General features: G+C 42.5%; 20 protein-coding genes and 1 tRNA gene. 2 read left to right on the top strand and 19 right to left on the bottom strand.

The window, feature by feature from the left end; genetic code table 11:
- Positions 1 to 106 precede the first annotated feature (106 nt).
- From rnr to BSM4216_RS17200, 12 genes are all read right to left on the bottom strand, one after another.
- Complete coding sequence (gene rnr / locus BSM4216_RS02500) at positions 107 to 2431, bottom strand: ribonuclease R (protein WP_048622615.1); 2325 nt, start codon at positions 2429 to 2431, stop codon at positions 107 to 109.
- Between the two features lie 37 nt (positions 2432 to 2468).
- Positions 2469 to 3215: an alpha/beta hydrolase gene (locus tag BSM4216_RS02495; RefSeq protein ID WP_048622614.1), complete on the bottom strand. Its 747-nt coding sequence runs from the start codon at positions 3213 to 3215 to the stop codon at positions 2469 to 2471.
- 302 nt (positions 3216 to 3517) lie between these two features.
- Entirely contained in the window at positions 3518 to 3751 is a 234-nt protein-coding gene (gene secG, locus BSM4216_RS02490; RefSeq protein WP_003353512.1) for a preprotein translocase subunit SecG, read from the bottom strand.
- A 143-nt stretch (positions 3752 to 3894) separates the two neighbouring features.
- Positions 3895 to 5187, bottom strand: a complete 1293-nt coding sequence (gene eno / locus BSM4216_RS02485) for a phosphopyruvate hydratase (RefSeq protein ID WP_048622613.1) — start codon at positions 5185 to 5187, stop codon at positions 3895 to 3897.
- Positions 5188 to 5220: 33 nt separating this feature from the next.
- The gene (gene gpmI / locus BSM4216_RS02480; RefSeq protein ID WP_003353514.1) at positions 5221 to 6756 is read right to left on the bottom strand and encodes a 2,3-bisphosphoglycerate-independent phosphoglycerate mutase; all 1536 of its coding nucleotides are present in this window, start codon (positions 6754 to 6756) and stop codon (positions 5221 to 5223) included.
- The gene (gene tpiA / locus BSM4216_RS02475; RefSeq protein ID WP_048622612.1) at positions 6749 to 7510 is read right to left on the bottom strand and encodes a triose-phosphate isomerase; all 762 of its coding nucleotides are present in this window, start codon (positions 7508 to 7510) and stop codon (positions 6749 to 6751) included. The genes gpmI and tpiA overlap by 8 nt, the downstream gene beginning before the upstream one ends.
- 33 nt (positions 7511 to 7543) lie before the next feature.
- A complete protein-coding gene (locus BSM4216_RS02470; RefSeq protein ID WP_048622611.1) occupies positions 7544 to 8728 on the bottom strand; it encodes a phosphoglycerate kinase in 1185 nt (394 codons plus the stop codon).
- A gap of 146 nt (positions 8729 to 8874) precedes the next feature.
- A complete protein-coding gene (gene gap, locus BSM4216_RS02465) occupies positions 8875 to 9882 on the bottom strand; it encodes a type I glyceraldehyde-3-phosphate dehydrogenase (RefSeq protein ID WP_003353519.1) in 1008 nt (335 codons plus the stop codon).
- Positions 9883 to 9940: 58 nt separating this feature from the next.
- A complete protein-coding gene (locus tag BSM4216_RS02460; RefSeq protein WP_003353520.1) occupies positions 9941 to 10966 on the bottom strand; it encodes a sugar-binding transcriptional regulator in 1026 nt (341 codons plus the stop codon).
- Positions 10967 to 11153: 187 nt separating this feature from the next.
- Positions 11154 to 11561: a glutaredoxin family protein gene (locus BSM4216_RS02455; protein ID WP_307190432.1), complete on the bottom strand. Its 408-nt coding sequence runs from the start codon at positions 11559 to 11561 to the stop codon at positions 11154 to 11156.
- Positions 11562 to 11641: 80 nt separating this feature from the next.
- Positions 11642 to 12976, bottom strand: a complete 1335-nt coding sequence (gene rpoN, locus BSM4216_RS02450; RefSeq protein WP_082142229.1) for an RNA polymerase factor sigma-54 — start codon at positions 12974 to 12976, stop codon at positions 11642 to 11644.
- A gap of 383 nt (positions 12977 to 13359) precedes the next feature.
- On the bottom strand, positions 13360 to 14907 hold the full coding sequence (locus BSM4216_RS17200; RefSeq protein WP_048622609.1) for an S-layer homology domain-containing protein: 1548 nt from the start codon (positions 14905 to 14907) through the stop codon (positions 13360 to 13362).
- 361 nt (positions 14908 to 15268) lie between these two features.
- Here BSM4216_RS17200 and BSM4216_RS02435 point away from each other — a divergent pair, with 361 nt between their 5' ends.
- Positions 15269 to 15934 carry an MOSC domain-containing protein gene (locus BSM4216_RS02435; RefSeq protein ID WP_048622608.1) on the top strand — a complete coding sequence of 222 codons (666 nt, stop codon included), beginning with the start codon at positions 15269 to 15271 and terminating at the stop codon, positions 15932 to 15934.
- Positions 15935 to 16172: 238 nt separating this feature from the next.
- Here the strand turns inward: BSM4216_RS02435 and BSM4216_RS02430 are convergent.
- Positions 16173 to 16244, bottom strand: a tRNA-Arg gene (locus BSM4216_RS02430).
- 263 nt (positions 16245 to 16507) lie between these two features.
- Here BSM4216_RS02430 and clpP point away from each other — a divergent pair.
- Positions 16508 to 17101, top strand: a complete 594-nt coding sequence (clpP, locus tag BSM4216_RS02425; protein ID WP_003353530.1) for an ATP-dependent Clp endopeptidase proteolytic subunit ClpP — start codon at positions 16508 to 16510, stop codon at positions 17099 to 17101.
- 185 nt (positions 17102 to 17286) lie between these two features.
- Here the strand turns inward: clpP and BSM4216_RS02420 are convergent, their stop codons facing one another.
- The 6 genes from BSM4216_RS02420 to trxB all read right to left on the bottom strand — a co-directional run bounded on the left by BSM4216_RS02420 (position 17287) and on the right by trxB (position 22454).
- The gene (locus tag BSM4216_RS02420; RefSeq protein ID WP_048622607.1) at positions 17287 to 17544 is read right to left on the bottom strand and encodes an HPr family phosphocarrier protein; all 258 of its coding nucleotides are present in this window, start codon (positions 17542 to 17544) and stop codon (positions 17287 to 17289) included.
- A 120-nt stretch (positions 17545 to 17664) separates the two neighbouring features.
- Complete coding sequence (gene whiA / locus BSM4216_RS02415; RefSeq protein WP_048622606.1) at positions 17665 to 18624, bottom strand: DNA-binding protein WhiA; 960 nt, start codon at positions 18622 to 18624, stop codon at positions 17665 to 17667.
- A 23-nt stretch (positions 18625 to 18647) separates the two neighbouring features.
- Positions 18648 to 19640, bottom strand: coding sequence for a gluconeogenesis factor YvcK family protein (locus tag BSM4216_RS02410; protein WP_048622605.1), 993 nt, complete (start codon positions 19638 to 19640; stop codon positions 18648 to 18650).
- Positions 19624 to 20532 (bottom strand): RNase adapter RapZ, encoded by a 909-nt coding sequence (gene rapZ / locus BSM4216_RS02405; protein ID WP_003353536.1) that lies wholly within the window; start codon positions 20530 to 20532, stop codon positions 19624 to 19626. Before rapZ ends, BSM4216_RS02410 begins: the two co-directional genes overlap by 17 nt.
- 17 nt (positions 20533 to 20549) lie before the next feature.
- Complete coding sequence (locus BSM4216_RS02400; RefSeq protein WP_003353537.1) at positions 20550 to 21008, bottom strand: 8-oxo-dGTP diphosphatase; 459 nt, start codon at positions 21006 to 21008, stop codon at positions 20550 to 20552.
- Between the two features lie 498 nt (positions 21009 to 21506).
- Positions 21507 to 22454, bottom strand: coding sequence for a thioredoxin-disulfide reductase (gene trxB, locus BSM4216_RS02395; RefSeq protein WP_003353538.1), 948 nt, complete (start codon positions 22452 to 22454; stop codon positions 21507 to 21509).
- Positions 22455 to 22546: the final 92 nt, after the last annotated feature.

Below are 22546 nucleotides of genomic sequence, written 5' to 3'. Positions count from 1 at the left end.
TGCTGGTTTCTTGATCTTTTGTCCAAAAGGCTATCAGGAAAGATCCGGCCTCTCCATCTCAAAAAAACTTATTTCATTTACGGATTAAATTCTTGTCAGTCCGCCTTTATTTTCGTTTACGCCTTTTGCTTTTTGGCTTTGCGACATTCTCGTAAAATTTCTTTTTCTTTTTTTTGGGCGGCCGCGTTGACCATTCTTCCTCCGAATTCAGCTGAGGACCTTTTTGTTTTCCTTTTTTGGAACGCACTTTCACCACTTTCGGCGCTTCCGTCATTTTTCTCTTCTTAACGTTTTTCATGCCGACGATTTCAAAATCGACCGAATGTTCCTCTTTATTGACATTGATGACGCGGACCGTGATTTCATCGCCGATCCGATACACATTTCCAGTCCGCTCGCCGATCATCGCATAATGGCGTTCATCGTAGTGATAATAATCATCGGTCATATACGAAACATGGACAAGACCTTCAATGGTATTCGGCAGTTCAACAAATATGCCAAAGTTCGTAACGGAACTAATAATGCCGTCAAATTCTTGGCCGATTTTATCTTCCATAAATTCCGCTTTTTTAATTTCGTCAGTCGCTCTTTCGGCATCTACTGCCCGTCTTTCTCTCTCGGAAGAATGCTCAGCGATTTCCGGAAGCCGCGCTCCCCATTTTGCACGTGTCGCTTCGTCCATTTTCCCTTCGATTAAATAAGTGCGGATAAGCCGGTGAACAATTAAATCCGGATACCGACGTATCGGAGAAGTAAAATGGGTGTAAAAATCGGTAGACAAACCAAAGTGTCCCAGACTTTCCGGATAATATTTTGCCTGCTGCATGGAGCGAAGCATCACAGTCGATACGACCATTTCTTCCGGCTTTCCTTGCACGGCTTCAATGATTTCCTGCAACGCCCGCGGATGAACGGAATTGGCCGTTCCTTTGACGACCAGACCGAAATTCGTAATAAATTCGAAGAATCGCTGCAGTTTGTCTTCTTTCGGATCTTCATGAATCCGGTAAATAAACGGAACATCAAGCCAATGAAAATGTTCCGCCACTGTTTCATTGGCTGCCAACATAAATTCTTCGATCAGCCGCTCCGCCACGGAACGTTCGCGCAGCACGACATCTACCGGTTTGCCGTTTTCATCGACAATCACTTTCGACTCTTTAAAATCAAAGTCAATGGCTCCTCGCTTCATTCGTTTATTACGGAGAATTTCGGCCAATTCGGCCATTCGTTCAAACATAGGAACAAGAGGTTCATACCGTTTCCGCAATTCTTCATCTTTGTCAACGAGAATGGCATTGACATCCTCATAAGTCATTCGTTCCGTTGTGCGGATGACGCTTTCGAAAATTTCGTGGCTGACCACTTCTCCTTGTTCATTGATTTCCATTTCACATGAGAGAGTAAGGCGGTCCACTTTCGGATTTAAAGAACAGATTCCGTTGGACAGCCGGTGCGGGATCATCGGAATCACTCGGTCAACCAAATACACGCTTGTCCCCCGCTCAAACGCTTCCCGGTCAATAGGAGAGCCTTCTTTCACGTAGTAGCTGACATCCGCTATATGAACGCCTAATTTGTAGTGTCCATTGTCCAATTTTGTGACAGTGACGGCATCATCCAAGTCTTTGGCATCCGGTCCATCAATCGTCACGATCAGTTCGTTCCGCAGGTCCCTTCTGTTTCGAATTTCCGATTCGTCAATGGTGTCGGGCGTTTCATTGGCCTGAGCCAATACTTCATCCGGAAAGCCTTCCGGAAGTCCAAACTGATGAATAACCGATAAAATATCCACTCCCGGATCGTTTTTATGGCCGATAATCTGAATAATTTCTCCTTCGGCGCTTTTTCTTCCTTCCGGATAAGAAGTGATCCGGACCACCACTTTATGACCGTCCACTGCCCCCATATTGGCTGTTTTCGGAATAAAAATATCACTGGAAAACTTGCGGTCATCCGGAATTACAAACCCAAAATATTTGCTGTCCGAGTACGTACCGACCAGATCCTTGACGCCTCTCTCCAAAATTCGGACAACGGCTCCTTCTCTGCGCGTTCCTGATTTTTGATTGGAAACACGGACAAGCACTTTGTCTCCGTTCACCGCTCCGTTTGTGTCGCCGGGAGGGATAAAAATATCATCCATTCCCGGTTCTTCCGGGATCAAAAAGGCGAATCCCTTCGGATGACCGGACAGCTTTCCACGGATTAAATTCATTTTTTCCGGAACTCCATAGCGGTTGCTTCTTGTTCGAACGACAAGCCCTTGCTCTTCCATGTAGACAAGCGCTTTGACAAAATCTTTAAACTCTGATGAATCCTCAATTTCAAATGCTTTTTCAAGTTCTTGGACAGTGAGCGGCTTGTAGGCGTCTTCTTTCATATAGGTCAACAGCCTGTCCACATGCTCTTGAATGGTTGGATCCATTTTCATCCCTCCTTAGGACTTAAAGCCCCGACGGAATTTATACTTGCCAATCAAGACTTTCTAAAAATTGATAAATATCTTCGTGAAGCTGCTCTTTTTCTTTACCAAGTGTAATGACATGGGTGGATTGTTCATACCATTTTATGTGTTTCACCGGAGATTGGATTTCATTATAAATAATATTGGCCGAATCCGTGTTGATCATTTCATCATGTCTTGCTTGAACAACAAACGTTGGGGCATATACGTTATCCACATTTTCACGGACATCGGCAATAAGATTTTGAAGCTCTTTTAATGTGTTCATAGGAGTTTCCTTAAAGGCTTCTATTTCTTTTTCAATTTGCTCCTCCGATTTTCCTTCCAATTTTTTATAGTTGCGGGCGTATTCCACAACTCCCTTGTACATAACTTCTTCGCTTTTAATATACATAGGTGCACACATGGGAATGATTCCCTTCACAGGTACAGTGTAACCTAATTTCAAAGAAAATACACCGCCGAGCGACAGGCCGGCAACGGCAATTTCCTCATAGCCTTTGCTTTTCAAAAAATCATAAGCTTTTACAACATCCTTCCACCAGTCTCTCGGCCCTGTTTTCACCAGCTCTTCCGGAGGCACTCCATGGCCTTTATAATGGGGGGCATGACTGGTATACCCCTTTTTCTCCAAAAATCTCCCCAGCATACGCACATCCGATGAATTTCCGGTAAAACCATGCAGCAATAATACCGCTCTCGGCCCCGCTTCAAAGAAAAACGGCTCCGGCCATTTAATTTTCATGATGACTTCTCCTTTCTTCATGAATCCAAATGTTTTACTGCCGCTGAAAAAAGTTCTTTTCCTCTAATCAATCCGCCTTCTCAAGAGTCCTCTCTAGTTCAAACTCTCTCTCATGATCCTCATGTTGACACCCTAGTCCACAAAATGGCGATGTTGGCGATCATCATGAGAAGCGAATGGATGAGCTTTTCAAGAGAAAAGCCTAACCACGAATGGTCAGGCCGGAAAATTCGCAATGTTATATCGTTCTTAAGATCAGTTAGCTGCAGACAACCGTTCATTTCCACAGCGTCTCGCTGCCGTTACCATCCAAGATAAGCGATCGCAATGGTAATCGCGAAAAACAAAATGGACAATACAACCGTAATGCGATGCAAAACCAAATCAACACCGCGCATTTTCTGCTTTCCAAAAAGCTGTTCTGCCCCGCCGGTAATGGCTCCGGAAAGGCCGGCGCTTTTTCCCGATTGCAGTAAAACGACCACGATGAGCGCGATGGAAACGACTACTAGTGCGATGGTTAAAAATGTGTGCATGATTCCCCTCCATAACAACGAACAAACGATTAGTTTCATTTTACCACAAGGGTCAGGAAGAAGACAAATAAGAATCATGAAAAAGGCTGACTCATTGAACGGGTCAACCGTGATGAGTCAGCCTTTTGAAAATGGATGAAGGATTAGTGTTTCAGATTATAGAATGCCTTCAAGCCAAGGTATTGAGCAGTATCTCCCAATTTGTCTTCGATGCGAAGCAATTGGTTGTATTTCGCTACGCGGTCAGTGCGGGACGGTGCTCCCGTTTTAATTTGGCCGGCATTTGTAGCCACGGCAATATCCGCGATTGTGCTGTCTTCTGTTTCACCAGAGCGGTGAGAAACAACAGCCGTGTATCCTGCGCGTTTTGCCATTTCGATTGCATCAAATGTTTCCGTTAAAGTACCGATTTGGTTTACTTTAATTAAGATGGCGTTGCCAACACCTTTTTCGATACCTTGAGCTAATTTTTTCGTGTTTGTAACGAACAAGTCGTCACCTACTAATTGTACTTTTTTGCCAAGGCGTTCTGTCAGCATTTTATGGCCTTCCCAGTCGTTTTCATCCAAGCCGTCTTCGATCGAAATGATTGGGTATTTAGAAATCAATTCTTCATACCAGTCTACCATTTCTTCGGATGTTTTCGCTACGCCTTCGCCATCCAGATGGTATTTTCCGTCTTCATCGCTGTAAAGTTCAGAAGAAGCAACGTCCATTGCCAATTTCACTTCTTCGCCTGGTTTGTAACCCGCTCTTTCGATTGCTTCAATAATGGTTTGCAGAGCTTCTTCATTGGATTTTAAGTTTGGTGCAAAACCGCCTTCGTCACCAACTGCTGTATTGTAGCCTTTTTCTTTCAACACGGATTTCAGATTGTGGAAAATTTCTGCTCCCATGCGCAGTGCTTCACGGAAGTTGGATGCACCAACCGGCATGATCATGAATTCTTGAATGTCCACGTTGTTGTCCGCATGGGCACCGCCATTTAAAATGTTCATCATAGGAACTGGCAATTGTTTTGCGTTGAAGCCGCCAAGATATTGATAAAGTTCAACGCCTAGAAAATCAGCTGCAGCACGAGCGACTGCCATAGAAACACCAAGGATGGCATTAGCGCCTAATTTTCCTTTATTTTCTGTTCCGTCCAGTTCAATTAACAATTTGTCAATTCCGACTTGGTCTGTTACATCATGACCGATCAATTCAGGGGCAATGATTTCATTTACATTTTTAACCGCAGTCAATACCCCTTTTCCTAAATAGCGTGATTTATCACCGTCACGCAACTCCACAGCTTCATATTCACCAGTGGAAGCGCCGGATGGAACAAGCGCACGTCCAAATGCACCAGATTCCGTATAAACTTCTACTTCTACTGTTGGATTACCGCGGGAATCTAATACTTCACGAGCATAAACTTCTGTAATGAATGGCATTTGAATCTCTCCTTTTTATTTAATTTCTAAATATTAATGTTTAATAATCGATTGACCTGTCATTTCTTTAGGCTGTTTTATTCCTAAAAGATCGAGCATGGTTGGCGCCAAATCGCCTAAAATACCGCCATCGCGCAATTCCAATCCTTCTTTTGTCACGATGACCGGTACAGGATTCGTTGTATGGGTCGTCATCGGCTTGCCGTCAAGCGTTACGACTTCGTCCGCATTTCCGTGGTCAGCCGTAATAATAGCGACGCCGCCTTTTTCTAAAATAAGGTCAACTACGCGTCCTAAACATTCGTCAACTGCTTCCACCGCTTTAATGGTCGGCTCTAGTTTACCGGAGTGTCCAACCATATCAGGGTTGGCAAAGTTTAGGATAATAGCATCAAATTTGTCTGCCTCGATTTCTTTCACAAGCGCATCAGCCACTTCATAAGCGCTCATTTCCGGCTTAAGATCGTAAGTGGCCACTTTTGGAGAATTGATTAAAATCCGTTCTTCTCCTGGGAATTTTTCTTCTCTTCCGCCGCTCATAAAGAAAGTAACGTGCGGATATTTTTCCGTTTCAGCAATACGCAGTTGTTTTAAACCGTTTTGCGATAGAACTTCCCCGATCGTGTTATCCAAGTTCGTCGGTTGGAAGGCCACATATCCTTTTACCGTTTCGCTGAAGTGAGTTAAACATACGAAATAGAGATTCTTCGGTGCTTTCGGACCGCGATCGAATTCACGGAAATCTTCGTTTGTGAAAGCATTGGAAATTTGAATCGCTCTATCCGGTCTGAAGTTGTAGAAAATAACGGCATCGTTGTCTTGGATCGTCGCAACCGGTTCTCCGTTTTCTTTCACCATCACAGACGGAATGACAAATTCGTCATAAATGCCGTTTGCATAGGAATCATCCACTAATTCAAACGGATCTTTATATTTTGGACCTTCGCCGTAAACCATCGCATCATACGATTTTTTCACACGATCCCAGCGTTTATCGCGGTCCATGGAATAATAGCGTCCGGAAATCGTTGCGATTTCGCCGACTCCATATTCTTTGATTTTTTCGAGCGTTTGTTCAATATACTTTTTCGCTGTTTTTTGGCCAACATCACGACCATCTAAGAAAGCATGTATATATACTTTTTTCACGCCTTCTTTCGCAGCGAGTCGCAGCAAGGCAAACATATGGTCAATATGGCTGTGGACCCCGCCGTCGGATAAAAGGCCGAATAAGTGAAGGCTTGTTCCATGTTTTTTCACATGGTTCATCGCTCCAAGGAATGTTTCATTACGGTCAAATTCCCCTTCGCGAATCGCAATATTCACTCTCGTTAAGCTTTGATAGACAATCCGACCAGCTCCGATATTCAAATGGCCTACTTCCGAATTTCCCATTTGCCCGTCAGGCAAACCAACCGCTTCTCCGCTTGCTCTCAATGTCGCATGCGGATATTTGTTCCAGTAGCGGTCAAAATTCGGTTTTTTTGCTTGTGCTACGGCATTTCCTTTCACTTCATCCCTTAGACCAAAACCATCCAAGATGATTAATGCAACTGGTGCTTTACTCATGACTGCCTGCCTCCAGTAATTGTAAGAAAGATTTTGGATCAAGGCTTGCGCCTCCGACTAATGCACCGTCAATGTCCGGTTGTTTCATAAACTCTGCAATGTTTCCTGGTTTTACGCTTCCGCCGTATTGGATGCGGATTGCTTCCGCCGCTTCTTTTGAAAATTGTTCAGCGACTACTTGGCGAATGTGAGCGCAAACTTCGTTGGCATCTTCTGCCGTGGAAGATTTGCCCGTTCCAATCGCCCAAATAGGTTCATACGCAATAACGGTTTGTTTCACTTGCTCTTCTGTTAAACCTTGCAACGCTTTGCGGACTTGATCGCCGACCAATTCTTTTGTTTGTCCGCTTTCTCTTTGTTCCAACGTTTCCCCTACACAAATGATCGGGATTAAATGGTGACGGAATGCTGCCAACGCTTTTTTATTGACCGATTCATCTGTTTCATTAAACATTTCCCGGCGTTCTGAGTGACCAATAATGACATATTGTACACCCAATTCTTCCAACGCTTTCGGACTGATTTCACCGGTAAAAGCGCCGGATTCTTCGAAATGCATGTTTTGAGCGCCGATTTTGACCGGTGTTCCTTGGACCGTTTTAATCAATTGATCCAGAAAAAGCGCCGGTGAACAAATGACGCTGTCCACTTTCTCTTCGCCAGGTACGGAACCTTTTACTTCGTTGGCAAATTGAAGAGCTTCCGTGAGCGTTTTATTCATTTTCCAGTTTCCCGCAATAATGGGTTTTCGCATGGTTTTTGCCTCTCCTTTCTTTTGCGACTTCCATTACTTATCGTTAAGAGCGACAACGCCAGGAAGTTGTTTTCCTTCCATAAATTCCAGAGAGGCGCCTCCGCCTGTCGAGACGTGATCCATTTTATCAGCTAAATGGAATTTTTCCACTGCTGCCGCTGAATCACCGCCGCCGATAATGGTAAAAGTATTTTCGGCATCAGCAAGAGCTTGCGCAACAGCTTTTGTTCCTTCCGCAAACTTATCCATTTCGAATACACCCATTGGTCCGTTCCAAATCACCAATTTGGAATTTAAAACGACTTCACGATATTTTTTGCTTGTTTCTGGTCCAATGTCTAAAGCTTCCCAATCAGAAGGAATTTCCTCAATGCTGACTACTTTTGTATTGGCAGTTTCAGAAAAGTCGTCTGCCACGACAACATCGATTGGCATATAGAAGTTAACGCCTTTTTCTTCGGCTTTTTTCATAAAGTCTTTTGCCAGTTCAATTTTATCTTCTTCAAGCAACGACTTGCCCACTTCATAGCCTTTTGCTTTAACGAACGTGTAAGCAAGACCGCCTCCGATGATTAAGTTATCGACTTTATCCAAAAGGTTGTCGATGACGCCGATTTTATCTTTTACCTTTGCTCCGCCGATAATGGCCGTAAATGGACGATCCGGATTAGAAAGCGCATTGCCGAGAGCTTCTAATTCTTTTTCCATCAAAAATCCTGCCACGGCCGGCAAATATTTTGCGATCCCTTCAGTTGAAGCATGAGCGCGATGGGCAGCTCCAAAAGCGTCATTCACATAAATATCTGCTAATTCAGCAAACGCTTTTGCCAGTTCAGGATCATTTTTTTCTTCGCCGGGATGGAAACGAACATTTTCAAGGAGGAGAATGTCGCCGTCTTCCATTTTCGCGATTTCTGCTTTCACTTCATCGCCATAAGATTCATTCGTTTTACGAACATCTTTATGAAGAAGCTCGGAAAGGCGTTTTGCCACCGGCGTCAGGCGCATTTCTTCCACCACTTGTCCTTTCGGGCGTCCAAGATGGCTAGCAAGGATCACTTTTGCCCCGTTTTCGGACAAATATTGGATCGTCGGGAGTGCAGCACGAATTCTCGTATCATCCGTTACGTTTCCGTCTTTCATCGGAACGTTGAAATCAACGCGGCAAAAAACTCGTTTTCCTTTTACATCCACGTCTTTAATCGTTTTTTTATTCATAGCAAAAGGCCTCCTTGGTTTTCGAAGATTTTCCAGCCAAGATTTTTCATGAAAACGGGGAGGGGGGATGAATCCCCCGCTCCCCCTTTCATCCCACTCTTATTATAGATGTTAGGATTTCAATTTCCAATATTCTTCAGTTTATATTAAAGACCTTTTTGAGCGATGTAGTCCACAAGGTCTACTACGCGGTTAGAATAACCGAATTCGTTGTCATACCAAGAAACAACTTTCACAAGGTTTCCTTCGATAACCATTGTGGAAAGGGCATCGATAGTAGAAGATTCAGTTGTTCCGTTAAAGTCGCGGGAAACAAGCGGTTCTTCTGTGTAAGCAAGGATGCCTTTTAATTCTCCTTCTGCTGCTTCTTTTAATACAGCGTTCACTTCTTCTACTGTTACTTCTTTGTCAAGTTCCGCAACTAAGTCTACAACGGAAACGTTTGGAGTAGGCACGCGCATAGCCATACCGTTTAATTTTCCTTTTAATTCAGGCAATACAAGCGCAACAGCTTTTGCAGCTCCAGTCGTAGTCGGAATGATAGATTGAGCAGCTGCACGAGCACGACGATAGTCTTTATGCGGCAAGTCTAAAATTTGTTGGTCATTAGTGTAAGAGTGAACGGTTGTCATCATACCGCGGCGAATGCCGAATTTGTCATTTAACACTTTTGCAAATGGAGCTAAGCAGTTTGTTGTACAAGAAGCGTTCGAAATAACATGGTGTTTTGCAGGATCATATTTATCTTGGTTAACACCCATAACGATCGTAATATCTTCTTCTTTTGCAGGTGCGGAAATAACCACTTTTTTAGCGCCTGCTTCTAAATGTTTTGCTGCATCTGCACGTTTTGTGAAACGGCCAGTAGATTCTACTACTACTTCTACACCAAGTTCTCCCCAAGGAAGATTAGCAGGTTCGCGTTCTGCCACAACTTTAATGCGTTTTCCGTTTACTACTAAAGAATCTCCGTCAACGCCTACTTCAGCATCAAGAGTGCCATGAACAGAGTCATATTTTAAAAGATGCGCCAACATATTGGCATCTGTTAAATCGTTGATTGCAACAATATCCACATTTGGGTTATTTAATGCTGCACGAAAAACATTGCGTCCAATACGACCAAAACCATTAATTCCAACTTTTACTGCCATTTTGAAATTCCTCCTTCATAGTTTCAGGATGATGGTAAAATTTATCCTTTAAAAAGGGTTAAATCCCTTTTAAAAGCATTTTTGCTGCTGCTTCATCTGTAATGAGCACCGTTGATTTAGGCGCGCTTTTCAAATAAGCGAAAATCGCTTTACCTTTAGAAGCGCCGCCAGCTACCGCAATGACATCTTTGGCCTTTGATAAGTCTGACAGCTGCAAACCGATAGTGGAAACTTTATGTACTACTTTTCCTTCTTCATCAAAGTAGTAGCCAAAAGCTTCTGCGACTGCCTTTGCTTTGACGAGTTTTTCCATCTCCGCCGGGCTCGTATTTCTGCGTTTTGCCATAACCATAGCATCACCGATGCCATGGAGAACCATATTGGCGGATGATATCAACGTCAAAATTTCCTTAATCGGTTTTTCCTTCATCAATGAAGCATACACTTGTTGGCTGACTTGGTCCGGTGCATAGAAAACCCGGTATTTTTGGCCCGTATTCTTTGCCATTTTGGCGCAAATATAATTGGCTTGATTGGATACATCTTCGCCAATGCCACCGCGAGCAGGGACAAACATGATTTTTTTATTGGAAAAATCGGGTGTCAGTGTTTCAGCAACAGCCGCCATCGTAGTTCCACCTGTTACGGCAATGATATTTTCTCCCAATAATCGTTTTTTGATACTTCGGGCACATGCACGCCCCATTTCTTGTTTTACCCAAGGAGAAGTATCGCTGTTGCCGGGCACAATAAACACAGCTTGGATTTGAAAATATTCCTTAATCCTGTTCTCCATTTGGTTAATTCCCGAAATTTCCCGCATCATGTCTTCAATTTCACGCAAAATGGTTTTCCCTTCGTCGGTAATCACCATTCCGGTGGAGCGAATCTCAATCAGATGCTGATTTTTCAAAAATTCAACTTCGCTGCGAAGCACCCTCTCCGTCAAGCCGACTGCTTGGGCCAAAGTACGCCTTCCTACAGGGCCGGACAACCAAATGGATCTTAAAATTTCATAACGTTTTTGCATGATTTGCAGCAGGTCCGGTACTAGCTTTTTTTGAACTTCAAGAAATGTACTCATTCATGCTTTGACTCCTTTATTCAGTTGGACATTTTTAGTCCCGCATAGACTTATTATGTCCCACCTGCTGTAAAAAAAATGATCCCTGCTTGCGATTTTATTGTAGCAAGGATATTGGAAGAAATCAACGCTGAAGAACACGATTTTACAAACCCTTCCTATTTCGTTAACAATATTGAAATATTTTTTATTTAAGCCGTCCCAACAACGTGGGGTAATCAACACGTCCGTACTGGATCATTTCGCCGTCGTATTCGACAACGGGTATCATCATGCCGTACTTTTCCATCCATTCATCCTTCTCTTCAATATCCCGTTCTTCTATTTTCAATGGTACTAATTCGCCGACAAGCATCAAATTCATTTTTGCTTCCAAACATAACGGGCAATCTTTCTTTGTATAAAGCACTATATGTTTCACGGTCGTTCCTCCTGTTTCATCCCAATTGGTTCCACCAATCATCATAGGCAACCTCCCTTTTGTGGAAACGTCATTTAATCCGCTTTTATCATCGATCAATCTTTCGTTCAACCTGTTTTGCGAGACATTCCGTTCCGACAATCCCTTGTCATCGAGAAGCATACATTGAAACATCATGATTTTCCTTTTCAATATTAAAGCTGCGAACCAATCCGTATTTGTTTTTTCGATTCAGTCATCCGGACGGACGATCGTCATGACTCATATCGCTTTCTTTTGGATGACGAAGGGATATGCAGTTGATCTCGATATTTAGCGACTGTTCTTCTTGAAATCATAATTCCTTCCATTTTAAGTCGATCACATATTTCTTGGTCGGAAAGCGGGTGTTTTTTATCTTCCTGCGCTATCATGTTTTCGATCAACCCTTTCACCCGTCGGCTGGATATTGCCTCGGCGTTGTCTCGGGCAGGTACGGCGTTAGTGAAAAAATAGCGAAGTTCCAACGTACCATAAGGAGTTTGCATATACTTTCCCCTCACAGCCCTGCTGACGGTTGATTCATGAATTCCGAGTTCTTCCGCAATTTCCTTCATTGTCAAGGAAGTTAAATTTTGCGGTCCTTTCAAAAAGAAATCCCGCTGTTTTTCCACTATTTTCAATCCAACTTTTTGAATGGTGTCTCTCCGCTGCTCCAAACTTTTCAGCAGCCATTGATAATCTTGGAATTTTTCTTTTAAAAACATTTTCAACTCTTGGTCATGATTGTTGGAGACTTCTTGAAAGTATTCTTTTTGAAAGACAATTTTAGGCATTGTCTCATCCAAAAATTTCAATTCTATTTTCTCCCCGTGTATCGACACGGACATATCAGGGATAATATATTCATTTGACCGGCTCGATTGAAAAGCCGCTCCAGGACGAGGATTTAACGTTTGAATATAATCTGAGGCTTTTTGAATGTCGGACAATTCCACTTTTAATGTTTTGGATAACCCTTTCCACTTTTTCTCTGCAAATTCATGAAAGTGGAAGCGGATTATTTGTTTTGCTAACGGAGGCGCATTTGTATCTCTATCCATTTGCAGAAGCAGGCAATGCTGGAGATGGTATGCACCGACACCGGCCGGCTCCAGTTCTTGAATAATCGAAACAGCTGTTTGTACTTCGTCCACCGATGTTTTCAGCAAAGCAGCCGCTTCTTCCGGACGGATGGTTAAATAGCCGTTGTCATCTAAGTTCAGCAGCAAAAAATCGAGCACTCTCTGAATCGTTTTCGTCACTTTGATTCCGGACAGCTGCAAACGCAAATAATCCGCAAGCTGATAAGAATGATCGGCAATTTGTTCAATCCAATTTTTATCGTCATGAATCCTTTTCGTCTGCTTGCGGCTTCTCCACCTATCGAAATATTCCATCGGCGGAGTCTCTATCTGAATAAACGGATTTTCCATCGTTTTTTCTTCTAAATATTCCGCCAATTCTTGCGAGGAGTATTGAAGCAGTTCAATCGCTTGCGACAGTTCTTGAGTCATCGCCAGCTTCTGCGTTTGCTGGAGCCAAAGCCCGCTTTTCAATTGCATACTCATGTTTCCCCCTCCTCCTTATTGTTGTTTTACAATATATGATCATTCACGATTCACGTTTTAAAAGCGCTTTCATTTATTATTTTATAAAGATATCCATCGAAAATGAACTATTTTTTCAAAAAATCCATTTTTTCGACAATATTCAACCTTCCCTGTCAACGGAAAACGGGTGGACCAAAAAAGCCTATCCATCCAGCTGCCCAAATCGCAAAAAAGCCTTTTGCCCCACCCCGTCCTATCACCAAACTAAATAACACCTGCAGACCGAATGTAATTCCAATCGATCGGGAAAATAAAATACGAACATCGCCATATGTAACAAAACCCCCAAAAATTTTTTCCTTCATTTTTGTTTCACTTCACGGAAGTTTTTTGATTACATTTTATTCCGTTAATCCTTCATATTGAGGCAACGGGTAAGTGGAAAAATCCAATCGTTTATAGCGAGGAATCGAACGAGTATACCATCCTAATTCCTTAGCAAACTCTCTTCCCGGAACATAAACGGTTCCATTTTTTGTTTCCACATCAACGGACAATGTTTTGGATTCACCGTTTACTTGAATTTCATTGCTTCCCGGTGTGAGTTGAATCGTGGTTCCGTTATATTGAACGGTTTTTCCATCATTCGATACAGTAACGGTTGGAACTTGAGCAAACAAACCTTTGATATCCACCATCAAAACACCGGATTTTGTATAGCTTGGTTGAACTTGACCAACCGTCACCTTATCATGACCGTACACGCCAAATTGAGTATATGGAATATGCAAGTCAATCCAATATTGATTAGGTTCTGTCGGTTGAGATGGCATAGTAACCGTTACAGGATCATCTTCTAAGAAAGGAGCATTATAAATTTCCGAATCCTTATAAGCCTTACCGTTGAATGAAATAATTTCATAATCCGGATAATGAGCGTTTATGAGCGTCGCTTGAGATAGTAAAGATCTTGATTTATCTTTTACATATGTTTCGGGATCAGGAAGGCTTTTATAGGCATCCTTTGATTGGTGTACTTCATTGTAGTAATCTTTCAGCAAATCAACGTCTGCTACAATGCCCCCTCCAGGTACCATACCATCAATTCTCCGAACTAATGTCCAGTCTCCATATTTTGCATGAAGTTGTGCCAATGACATATTGACATAATCAGGCACTGTATCCGAAGGATTCGACGGTGTAGATGGACCTGTTGGATCGCTTGGTTCAGTTGGATTCGTTGGTGTAGATGGATCTGTCGGATTGCTCGGTTCGGTTGGATTCGTCGGCGACGGTGTTGATGGACTTCCTGGATTACTTGGTTTCGTTCCATTTTTTTCTAAGACTTGCAGCACTCGGCTCACTAAAACACTTGAAGAAGCACGATCAGCTTTCTCGCTTGGTGCAAAGGTACCGTTGGTTTTTCCTTTAATGATTCCGTAATGAACCATCCGTTTAACAGATTCCAAAGCGTAAGGTGGAATTTTGTCCTTAAACTTCAAATTTTCCTTTTCCTTGAAGTTCCCTTTCAGATTCATCGCCCGATCTAACATGACAGCCATATCGGCTCGTGTCACAGGAAGATCAGGATTAAATTTACCACCTGTTCCCTTTACAATTCCCGCGCTTGCAGCACGGCTGATTTCATCATAAAGGGCCTTCGATTTTGGAACATCCTTAAAATGGCTGCTCCCTTTTGGCAGATTGAAAGCTCTGGCAATCATGCCGGCAAATTGTCCTCTTGTTACCTTTTCATCTGGATGAAATTTGCCATCAGAATAGCCAGTGACAACACCACGTTCTACTAATTTCTCAATATCCGAATAAGCGTATGAACTTTTCGGAACATCTCGAAAGTCTGTATTGGCTGCACTCGCCCCAACAGCAGGGATAGCACCCGTTAAAAAAGTCGCAAATGCCAAAGCACCTGCAAAATTCTTTTTCTTCAATTTATATGCCTCCTTAAATCCAGAAAAATCTCATTACTTTTATTATACAAAATCATCTTTCTTTCATGGTGATAAATTCCATTTAATCCTTTTTTCAATCGGACCATTGCCGCTATCTGTTTAAGTTCATCGATTGATAAAATTTCAGCAAGCTCCCTTTATGGTTATAACCTTTTCAGTTTTTTATGAGAATTGGTTTGGTTTTATCAAATAAAGCTCTCTTTATGTCTATTGCCCAAAAACGATAAAATGAATCAAAGGGATCCCGGCATCAAAACAAATCACCCTCTGGATTTTTTAATATTTCAAATGTTAAGATCATTTTAAAGAAAAATCTACAGAAAGCAGGGATATACGTCATATGAAGGATCGTAACATTGAAATCATCCACTTTGCTATAGGACTTCCCAAAACGATGCAATACGGCAATCAGAAGGAAATGAAAACCGGGATATACAAGAACAAAACAGAAGAAGCTTTTCTTACCAAAGAAGGTTTTCGCGGAGATGGAGTGGCCAACTTAAAATACCACGGAGGCCCCGACCGTGCCGTCTGTATCTATCCGTATGAACATTATCAGTTGTGGGAGAAAGAATTCGATACTTCATTGCCTCCTTCTGCGTTCGGAGAAAATCTTACCGTGGCCAACATGTTAGAGCAAGATGTTTGTATAGGGGATATTTATCAGTTGGGAGAAGCGGTCATACAAATCACGCAAGGGAGAATTCCATGCAGCACTATAACCAGAAGAACGAACATACAAGGTCTACTTAAGAGAATGGTAGAAACGGGCTATACCGGTTATCTCTGTCGGGTTCTAAAAGAAGGCACTGTCAGACACCATTCAAAGATCGAATTGATTCAACGCCATCCGCAACAAGTTTCCATCCTTTTTGCCAACGAAGTTTATTTCCACAGACAGAGAGACGCAGAAGGGATAAAAAAAGTATTAGAGGTTCAAGAATTAGCCAAATCATGGCGTGAATCGTTAAAAGAGCGCTTAAATAAATTGATTCCTTCCGTTTAGCCTGTTGTTCTACTCATGGTATACTTCGAAAATTCTGCGCCGATTTTTCAATATAGCGCTTATCGCCATTTTCGCTTTAGCGTAGCAACGGATTTTCTTCGTTTCATAGCGGTAAATTTTAGGTCGGTTGCGCATTACCATAGCGTGGTATTTTCAGAGGAAAAATAGCGAACATAAAAAAGTGCCCCTACGCATTTAATTAAGCGCAGGGGCACCGTAAACTTAACGTTTTTGAGGACGCCCTCGGCAGGAATCGAACCCACATTTCAAGAACCGGAATCTTGCGTGTTATCCGTTACACTACGAGGGCATATAATGAATCAGTACGGTTTTAAATTATAATGAAAAAACAATCATAATGCAAGAGTTTTATGGAAAAAACTTTGTCTTCAGGCGGGTTTTTAAAGTTTAAATTCGAACGGACATGGGTACAATGTTCGATGTGTACAAAAAAATTATTTTTTATAAGCTTTTATGTTTGACCTTTATTGACCTTCATTGTATGATTACATTACATAAGTTTCTCTTCGCTAGAAATTTTATGAAGAAATTTGAAAAAGGAGGAAAGTTGGTATGAACCTAATTCCTACAGTCATTGAACAAACAAACCGCGGGGAACGGGCGTACGATATTTACTCACGTTTGTTGAAAGACCGTATTATTATGTTGGGCAGCGCTATCGACGACACTGTCGCAAACTCTATTGTAGCTCAGCTTTTATTCCTTGAAGCAGAAAATCCGGAAAAAGACATCTCCATTTACATTAACAGTCCCGGCGGAAGCATTACAGCCGGAATGGCGATTTATGATACAATGCAATTTATTAAACCGGATGTCCAAACTATTTGTATCGGGATGGCCGCTTCCATGGGAGCATTCTTGCTTGCAGCAGGAACGAAAGGAAAACGTTATGCTCTTCCAAATGCCGAAGTGATGATCCATCAACCGCTTGGCGGCGCACAAGGTCAAGCAACCGAAATTGAAATTGCCGCTAAACGCATTTTGTTCTTAAAAGATAAATTAAACAAAATTTTATCAGAACGCACCGGCCAGCCGCTCGAAGTCATTGAAAAAGACACAGACCGCGACAACTTTATGACGGCTCAACGCGCCAAAGAATATGGCTTAATTGACCATATCATTAGCCGAAACGATATCAGCAAATAATTTCGTTTGCTCCCATCGAGCGGAGAATCGCCTCGTTCGATGGATTGTCTTTTCCTAACATCAGGAATAGAGAGAGTCCAGTGGTTAAGGCGGATAAGACGAATTTGGTTCGGTTCCCTCACCATCAAGCCCAGAAAGCCAAATATAACAGGCTGATACTTCATCAAAAGTATCAGCCTGTTTTGTTAATCTTCATTTTCAAGAAATTCCGTTAACGCTTCCAATGCTTTGTCTTCATCATGACCATCAGCGATTAACCGGATCTTCGTACCTGTTCCGACTGCCAAACTCATAATTCCCATGATGCTTTTGGCATTCACTCTTTTTTCGTCTTTTTCTACATAAATTTCCGATGAAAACCGGTTTGCCTCTTGTACAAATAAAGCAGCAGGCCGTGATTGCAATCCCGTTTTCAGCTTAACTTCCACCATCTTTTGAATCATTTTCCACAACCCCTTTTTTTATGATTCAACTGCGGCCCTTAGCCACCCGTGTCATCACACATCGGTTGGCTAAGGAGCCGCAAACATTTTGCTCGGTTTTGCCAGCCGCACCGGCTTTTTTCATGCTTGATGTTTTTTCGTAATGGTTTCGCCGGCCCGCAATTTTTCAGCGATCTCATCAATTTTTCTTAGGCGGTGATTAATGCCGGATTTACTGATTTTCCCTCCGGATACCAATTCACCTAACTCTTTCAACGTTACATCTTGGTGTTCCACTCGAAGCTCAGCGATTTCTCTTAATTTTTCCGGTAAAATGTCCAATCCAACGGTTTCTTGGATATAACGAATGTTCTCCACTTGCCTTAGCGCTGCGCCAATCGTCTTATTTAAATTCGCTGTTTCACAGTTGACAAGACGATTCACCGAGTTGCGCATATCGCGCATAATGCGGACATCTTCAAAGCGGAGCAACGCTTGATGGGCGCCGACAATATTGAGAAATTCAGCAATTTTCTCGGCTTCCTTTAAATAGGTGATATATCCTTTTTTTCTTTCCAGCGTTTTGCTGTTGAGATAAAAGGTGTTCATTACTTCACACAATGAATCATTATGCTCTTTATAAAGGGAAAAAATTTCTAAATGATAAGAAGATGTTTCCGGATTATTCACAGACCCACCCGCTAAAAACGCTCCTCGCAAGTACGACCGACGACAGCACTTCTTTTTTATCAATTCCGGGGAAATGTCATGAATAAACGAAAAATTTTCCCCGAGTATATACAAGTCCTCTAAAATTTGCTTCGCTTTTTCTTTTAAGCGGACGATATAAACATTGTTCTTCTTAAGCCGCATTTTTTTACGAACAAGCAATTCGACCGGCACATCGTACAATTTTTTAATCAGAACGTAAATTCGTCGGGCGATGGCTGCATTTTCAGTCTGAACGTTGACAACCAAAAGCCGATTGGAAAAGGAAAGTGCCCCGTTCATTCGAATGAGCGCCGAAAGTTCGGCACGAGCACAGCATTCCTTTACTTCCAAAGTGGTCAGTTCCTTTTTTGTTTCCGAAGCAAACGACATCCCCGCCACCTCCCATTCTGAGACTATCGTCTGCTTAGCTCAGATCCGTTTTCAGTTATTTTCACCAATAACGAGTATAATATTTGAGCAACTCGATCGGTGTCATGTCGAATGATTCCATCCTTCACAGAGACGATTTCTTCATAAAGAATGTTCAAACCAAGAGCCCGAAGCTCATCCGGGTCAAATATAACAGGCTTGGCCAGTTCTTTTTCATACCTTTTTTGAATTTCTTCCGGTATTGGTGTTTTATTGACTAAAATCGTATCAATACAAGGCTGATTCAAATGGCGGTGGATCGCCTTTACGTGGTCGCTTGCCGTATAATCAAGCGTTTCCCCTGCCTGAGTCATCAAATTGCATATATACACTTTATGCGCTTTCGACCGGGATACTTCCCGCCCGATTTCCGATACCAGCAAATTAGGAAGAATGCTTGTGTACAAACTTCCCGGACCGACAACAATTAAATCAGCTTCCCGAATAGCCGTAATCGTTTCTGGAAGCGGTGCCACATTATCCGGAGTTAAAAATACTCTCCGTATCCTTTTTCCGGAATATGGAATTTTCGATTCTCCTGAAACGATGGTCCCATCGTCCATCACTGCATGCAATACTACACTTTCATTGGCTGCCGGAAGCACTTTTCCGCGCACATTTAAGACACGGCTCATTTCTTGAACCGCCCGCACAAAGTCCCCCTTAATCGAGGTTAACGCGGCAATCATCAAATTTCCAAGAGAATGCCCGCACAGTTCATTCGAAGTCGTGAACCGATGCTGAAAAAGTTGTTCAATCAGCGGTTCCACCTCAGACAGGGCAGCCAACACGTTGCGGATATCTCCGGGAGGCGGAATGGACAAATCGTTTCTTAATCTTCCGGAGCTCCCGCCATCATCCGCTACGGTCACAATGGCTGACAAATCAATAGGATATTTTTTCAACCCGCGCAGCAAAACAGGAAGGCCCGTTCCACCGCCGATGACAACCACTTTCTTGTCAGAAGCAGGATTCATGTTGTCCTTTCCTTTCTTTTTTAATATCGCGATGGCTGATGCGTGTTTGGTAGTCTTTTTCAAAATAATGGCCGATATATTCAGCCAGTGCAACAGAGCGATGCTGCCCTCCGGTACATCCTATGGCAATAACCACCTGGCGTTTTCCTTCCCTCTTGTAATGAGGAAGCATAAAAGCAAGCAAATCGGTTACTTTTCCTAAAAATTTTTGTGTATCGCTCCATTTGAGCACATAATTATACACTTCATCATCCATGCCTGTTTTTTTTCGCATATGGTCAATGTAGTACGGATTCGGCAAAAATCGAACGTCAAACACCAGATCCGCATCAATAGGAATTCCGTGTTTAAATCCAAATGACATGACATTCACAGTAAAAATCGACTGTTTATTCGCGGAAAATTCTGTTATGATCTTATCCCGCAAGTCTTTCGGTTTCATATTGGAAGTATTGTAAATCAGCTGAGCACGACCCTTCAAATCTTCCAACAGCTTTCTTTCCTGCTGAATACCTTCAAGAGGCAGTCCCGAAGGAGCCAGCGGGTGCGATCGACGCGTTTCTTTATAACGGCGCACAAGAACAGAATCATCGGCATCTAAAAACAAGATTTGCGGGCTGACCCAATCAATCTCTGCCATGTCATCCAACGCTTTAAACAAATGTTCAAAAAAGTCTCTGCCCCTTAGATCCATAACAATAGCAGCTTTGTTTATTTTATGACCAGTGTCTTTCATGAGTTCCAAAAATTTCGGCAACAGTGTAGGCGGAAGATTATCTACACAATAATAGCCAAGATCTTCGAAACTTTGGATGGCAACTGTTTTTCCCGCCCCCGACATTCCAGTAATAATGACTAATTGGATATCCGTTGTTTTTGACTGTGAGCTCATCGTGGAACCCCCTTCATTTAACTTGGATCTAAACGATAGGATAACAGTTGAAAATCAGGCGTGTATGTAAAGGTTCCGTAAATCATTCCTTTTCCGTGAATCATATAATCCAAAATATGCCGGTCCCCTTCCGCCATCGGCAGCGTATGAATGGAGTCAATCGGATGCCAGGCAAGGTTTCCTTCTTCGGATGTCTTAAGGGATAATCCCTCGCTTTCTGTAGCGAAAAAAGTAAACAACATCCATTCTGAAGTGATTTTTTCTCCTTCTTTTATCAGAATGGTAAAGATCCCTTTTACATTCGGATTTCGAAGGTAGATGCCGGTCTCTTCCCGAAATTCACGGATGACCGCTTCTTTAATGGATTCGCCTGATTCCATTTTTCCACCGGGAGCCACCCACCATCCTCTGCGCGGTTTTTGCAGAAGCAGCACTTTTTCATCTTTTATTAATAGGCAATTTGTTACTCGTTGCATGTTCTCACCTCAATGGCCGCTGAAAACCGTTTTTCTGTTATCTTTTCCCCGCACCAAGGGGCAGTAAGTCCTTCTCTTGTTTTGAAGGAAACGAAAAGCTGTAAACTTGGGGACAACTGCCCCTATGTGCCCGATTGGTTCTACTAACCATCAGGGGTCGTGAAGCACCGCTGATGGAAGTTTCACTTTATCCCGCACTAAGGGGCACTCTTGACTAGAAGACTATAAGTCCTAAGACTGGAGCAACTGCCCCTATATGCGGTCAACTAAGTTCCACCTTATTCTTTTTATTATACTATGAATGAAGGCAGGTACTCAATTCAAATGCAAAACCGATATTTTTTCTAAGAAAAAAACACAGGCAGCAACACCTGTGTTTCAAAAAGGGATTCTTTTAAAAAAGAGGGGAATTTCATCTGTCTTTACTATACAGCATCATTGTTGCAGATTGATTACAACATAATTAATCTTTTATGAAGATTAACAAATATTCCCTTATTATTTCACGCCCAATTTTTCTTTTAATTCTTCCACATAGCGTTGGGCGCTTTGAGCAGCGATGCTTCCATCTCCGGTTGCCGTGACAATTTGGCGTAGATTCTTTTCACGGACATCTCCTGCGGCAAACACCCCAGGAACGCTTGTTTCCATTAGTTCATTCGTTACAATATATCCGGCTTCATTGGTAATATTCAAGTTTTCAAACGGCTTTGTCAACGGAACCATTCCGATATAAACAAAGACTCCGTCCGTTTTGAATTCTTTTTCTTCACCCGTTACGGTATTGACCAATGTTACAGCGTTCACTTTGCCGTCTTTTCCATGAATTTCTTTAACGGTGTGATTCCAAATAAAGTCGATTTTTTCGTTTTCAAAAGCGCGTTGTTGGAGAATTTTTTGAGCGCGCAGCTTGTCGCGACGATGGACAATGGTTACTTTGCTGGCAAAGCGAGTTAAATAAACGCCTTCTTCCACAGCGGAGTCTCCACCGCCGACCACAACCAGTTCTCTTCCTTTGAAAAAGGCGCCATCGCAAACCGCACAGTAGGAAACGCCGCGTCCGCCAAATTCCGATTCACCGGGAACCCCTAATTTCTTAAACTGTGCTCCTGTCGCAATAATGATGGACCGAGCCTTAAATTGTTTCGTACCGGCGTCTACCGTTTTATATTCTTCGCCGTCAATAATTTGTTTAATATCGCCATAAGCGTATTCTGCACCAAATTTTTTGGCGTGTTCGAACATTTTGTTGGATAATTCAGGTCCTAAAATGCTGTCATATCCAGGATAATTTTCTATTTCTTCCGTATTCGTCATCTGACCGCCCGGAACGCCTCTTTCAATCATCAACGTAGACATATTGGCTCTCGAGGCATACACAGCAGCTGTCATTCCTGCCGGGCCGGCGCCAATAATAATGACATCGTAAATTTTCTCTTCCGCCACGTAAGACACTCCCTTTTCTCATTTGTACATATTTTTTGTTCCGAAAGACGTTTATTCGAGACTGAGAGTCAAATCGTGCTCTCGCGTTTACA

The organism is Bacillus smithii, assembly GCF_001050115.1.
Taxonomy (GTDB): Bacteria; Bacillota; Bacilli; order Bacillales; family DSM-4216; genus Bacillus_O; species Bacillus_O smithii.
Note: the sequence above shows the minus strand (reverse complement) of the source record. Positions and strands in the feature narration are given on the sequence as shown.

Bases quoted from the DNA above. Each gene is read 5' to 3' on its own strand.
- rnr (WP_048622615.1), bottom strand. From the start codon at position 2,431: ATGGATCCAACCATTCAAGAGCATGTGGACAGGCTGTTGACCTATATG.
- BSM4216_RS02495 (WP_048622614.1), bottom strand. From the start codon at position 3,215: ATGAAAATTAAATGGCCGGAGCCGTTTTTCTTTGAAGCGGGGCCGAGA.
- secG (WP_003353512.1), bottom strand. From the start codon at position 3,751: ATGCACACATTTTTAACCATCGCACTAGTAGTCGTTTCCATCGCGCTC.
- eno (WP_048622613.1), bottom strand. From the start codon at position 5,187: ATGCCATTCATTACAGAAGTTTATGCTCGTGAAGTATTAGATTCCCGC.
- gpmI (WP_003353514.1), bottom strand. From the start codon at position 6,756: ATGAGTAAAGCACCAGTTGCATTAATCATCTTGGATGGTTTTGGTCTA.
- tpiA (WP_048622612.1), bottom strand. From the start codon at position 7,510: ATGCGAAAACCCATTATTGCGGGAAACTGGAAAATGAATAAAACGCTC.
- BSM4216_RS02470 (WP_048622611.1), bottom strand. From the start codon at position 8,728: ATGAATAAAAAAACGATTAAAGACGTGGATGTAAAAGGAAAACGAGTT.
- gap (WP_003353519.1), bottom strand. From the start codon at position 9,882: ATGGCAGTAAAAGTTGGAATTAATGGTTTTGGTCGTATTGGACGCAAT.
- BSM4216_RS02460 (WP_003353520.1), bottom strand. From the start codon at position 10,966: ATGAGTACATTTCTTGAAGTTCAAAAAAAGCTAGTACCGGACCTGCTG.
- BSM4216_RS02455 (WP_307190432.1), bottom strand. From the start codon at position 11,561: ATGTTTCAATGTATGCTTCTCGATGACAAGGGATTGTCGGAACGGAAT.
- rpoN (WP_082142229.1), bottom strand. From the start codon at position 12,976: ATGAGTATGCAATTGAAAAGCGGGCTTTGGCTCCAGCAAACGCAGAAG.
- BSM4216_RS02435 (WP_048622608.1), top strand. From the start codon at position 15,269: ATGAAGGATCGTAACATTGAAATCATCCACTTTGCTATAGGACTTCCC.
- clpP (WP_003353530.1), top strand. From the start codon at position 16,508: ATGAACCTAATTCCTACAGTCATTGAACAAACAAACCGCGGGGAACGG.
- BSM4216_RS02420 (WP_048622607.1), bottom strand. From the start codon at position 17,544: ATGATTCAAAAGATGGTGGAAGTTAAGCTGAAAACGGGATTGCAATCA.
- whiA (WP_048622606.1), bottom strand. From the start codon at position 18,624: ATGTCGTTTGCTTCGGAAACAAAAAAGGAACTGACCACTTTGGAAGTA.
- BSM4216_RS02410 (WP_048622605.1), bottom strand. From the start codon at position 19,640: ATGAATCCTGCTTCTGACAAGAAAGTGGTTGTCATCGGCGGTGGAACG.
- rapZ (WP_003353536.1), bottom strand. From the start codon at position 20,532: ATGAGCTCACAGTCAAAAACAACGGATATCCAATTAGTCATTATTACT.
- BSM4216_RS02400 (WP_003353537.1), bottom strand. From the start codon at position 21,008: ATGCAACGAGTAACAAATTGCCTATTAATAAAAGATGAAAAAGTGCTG.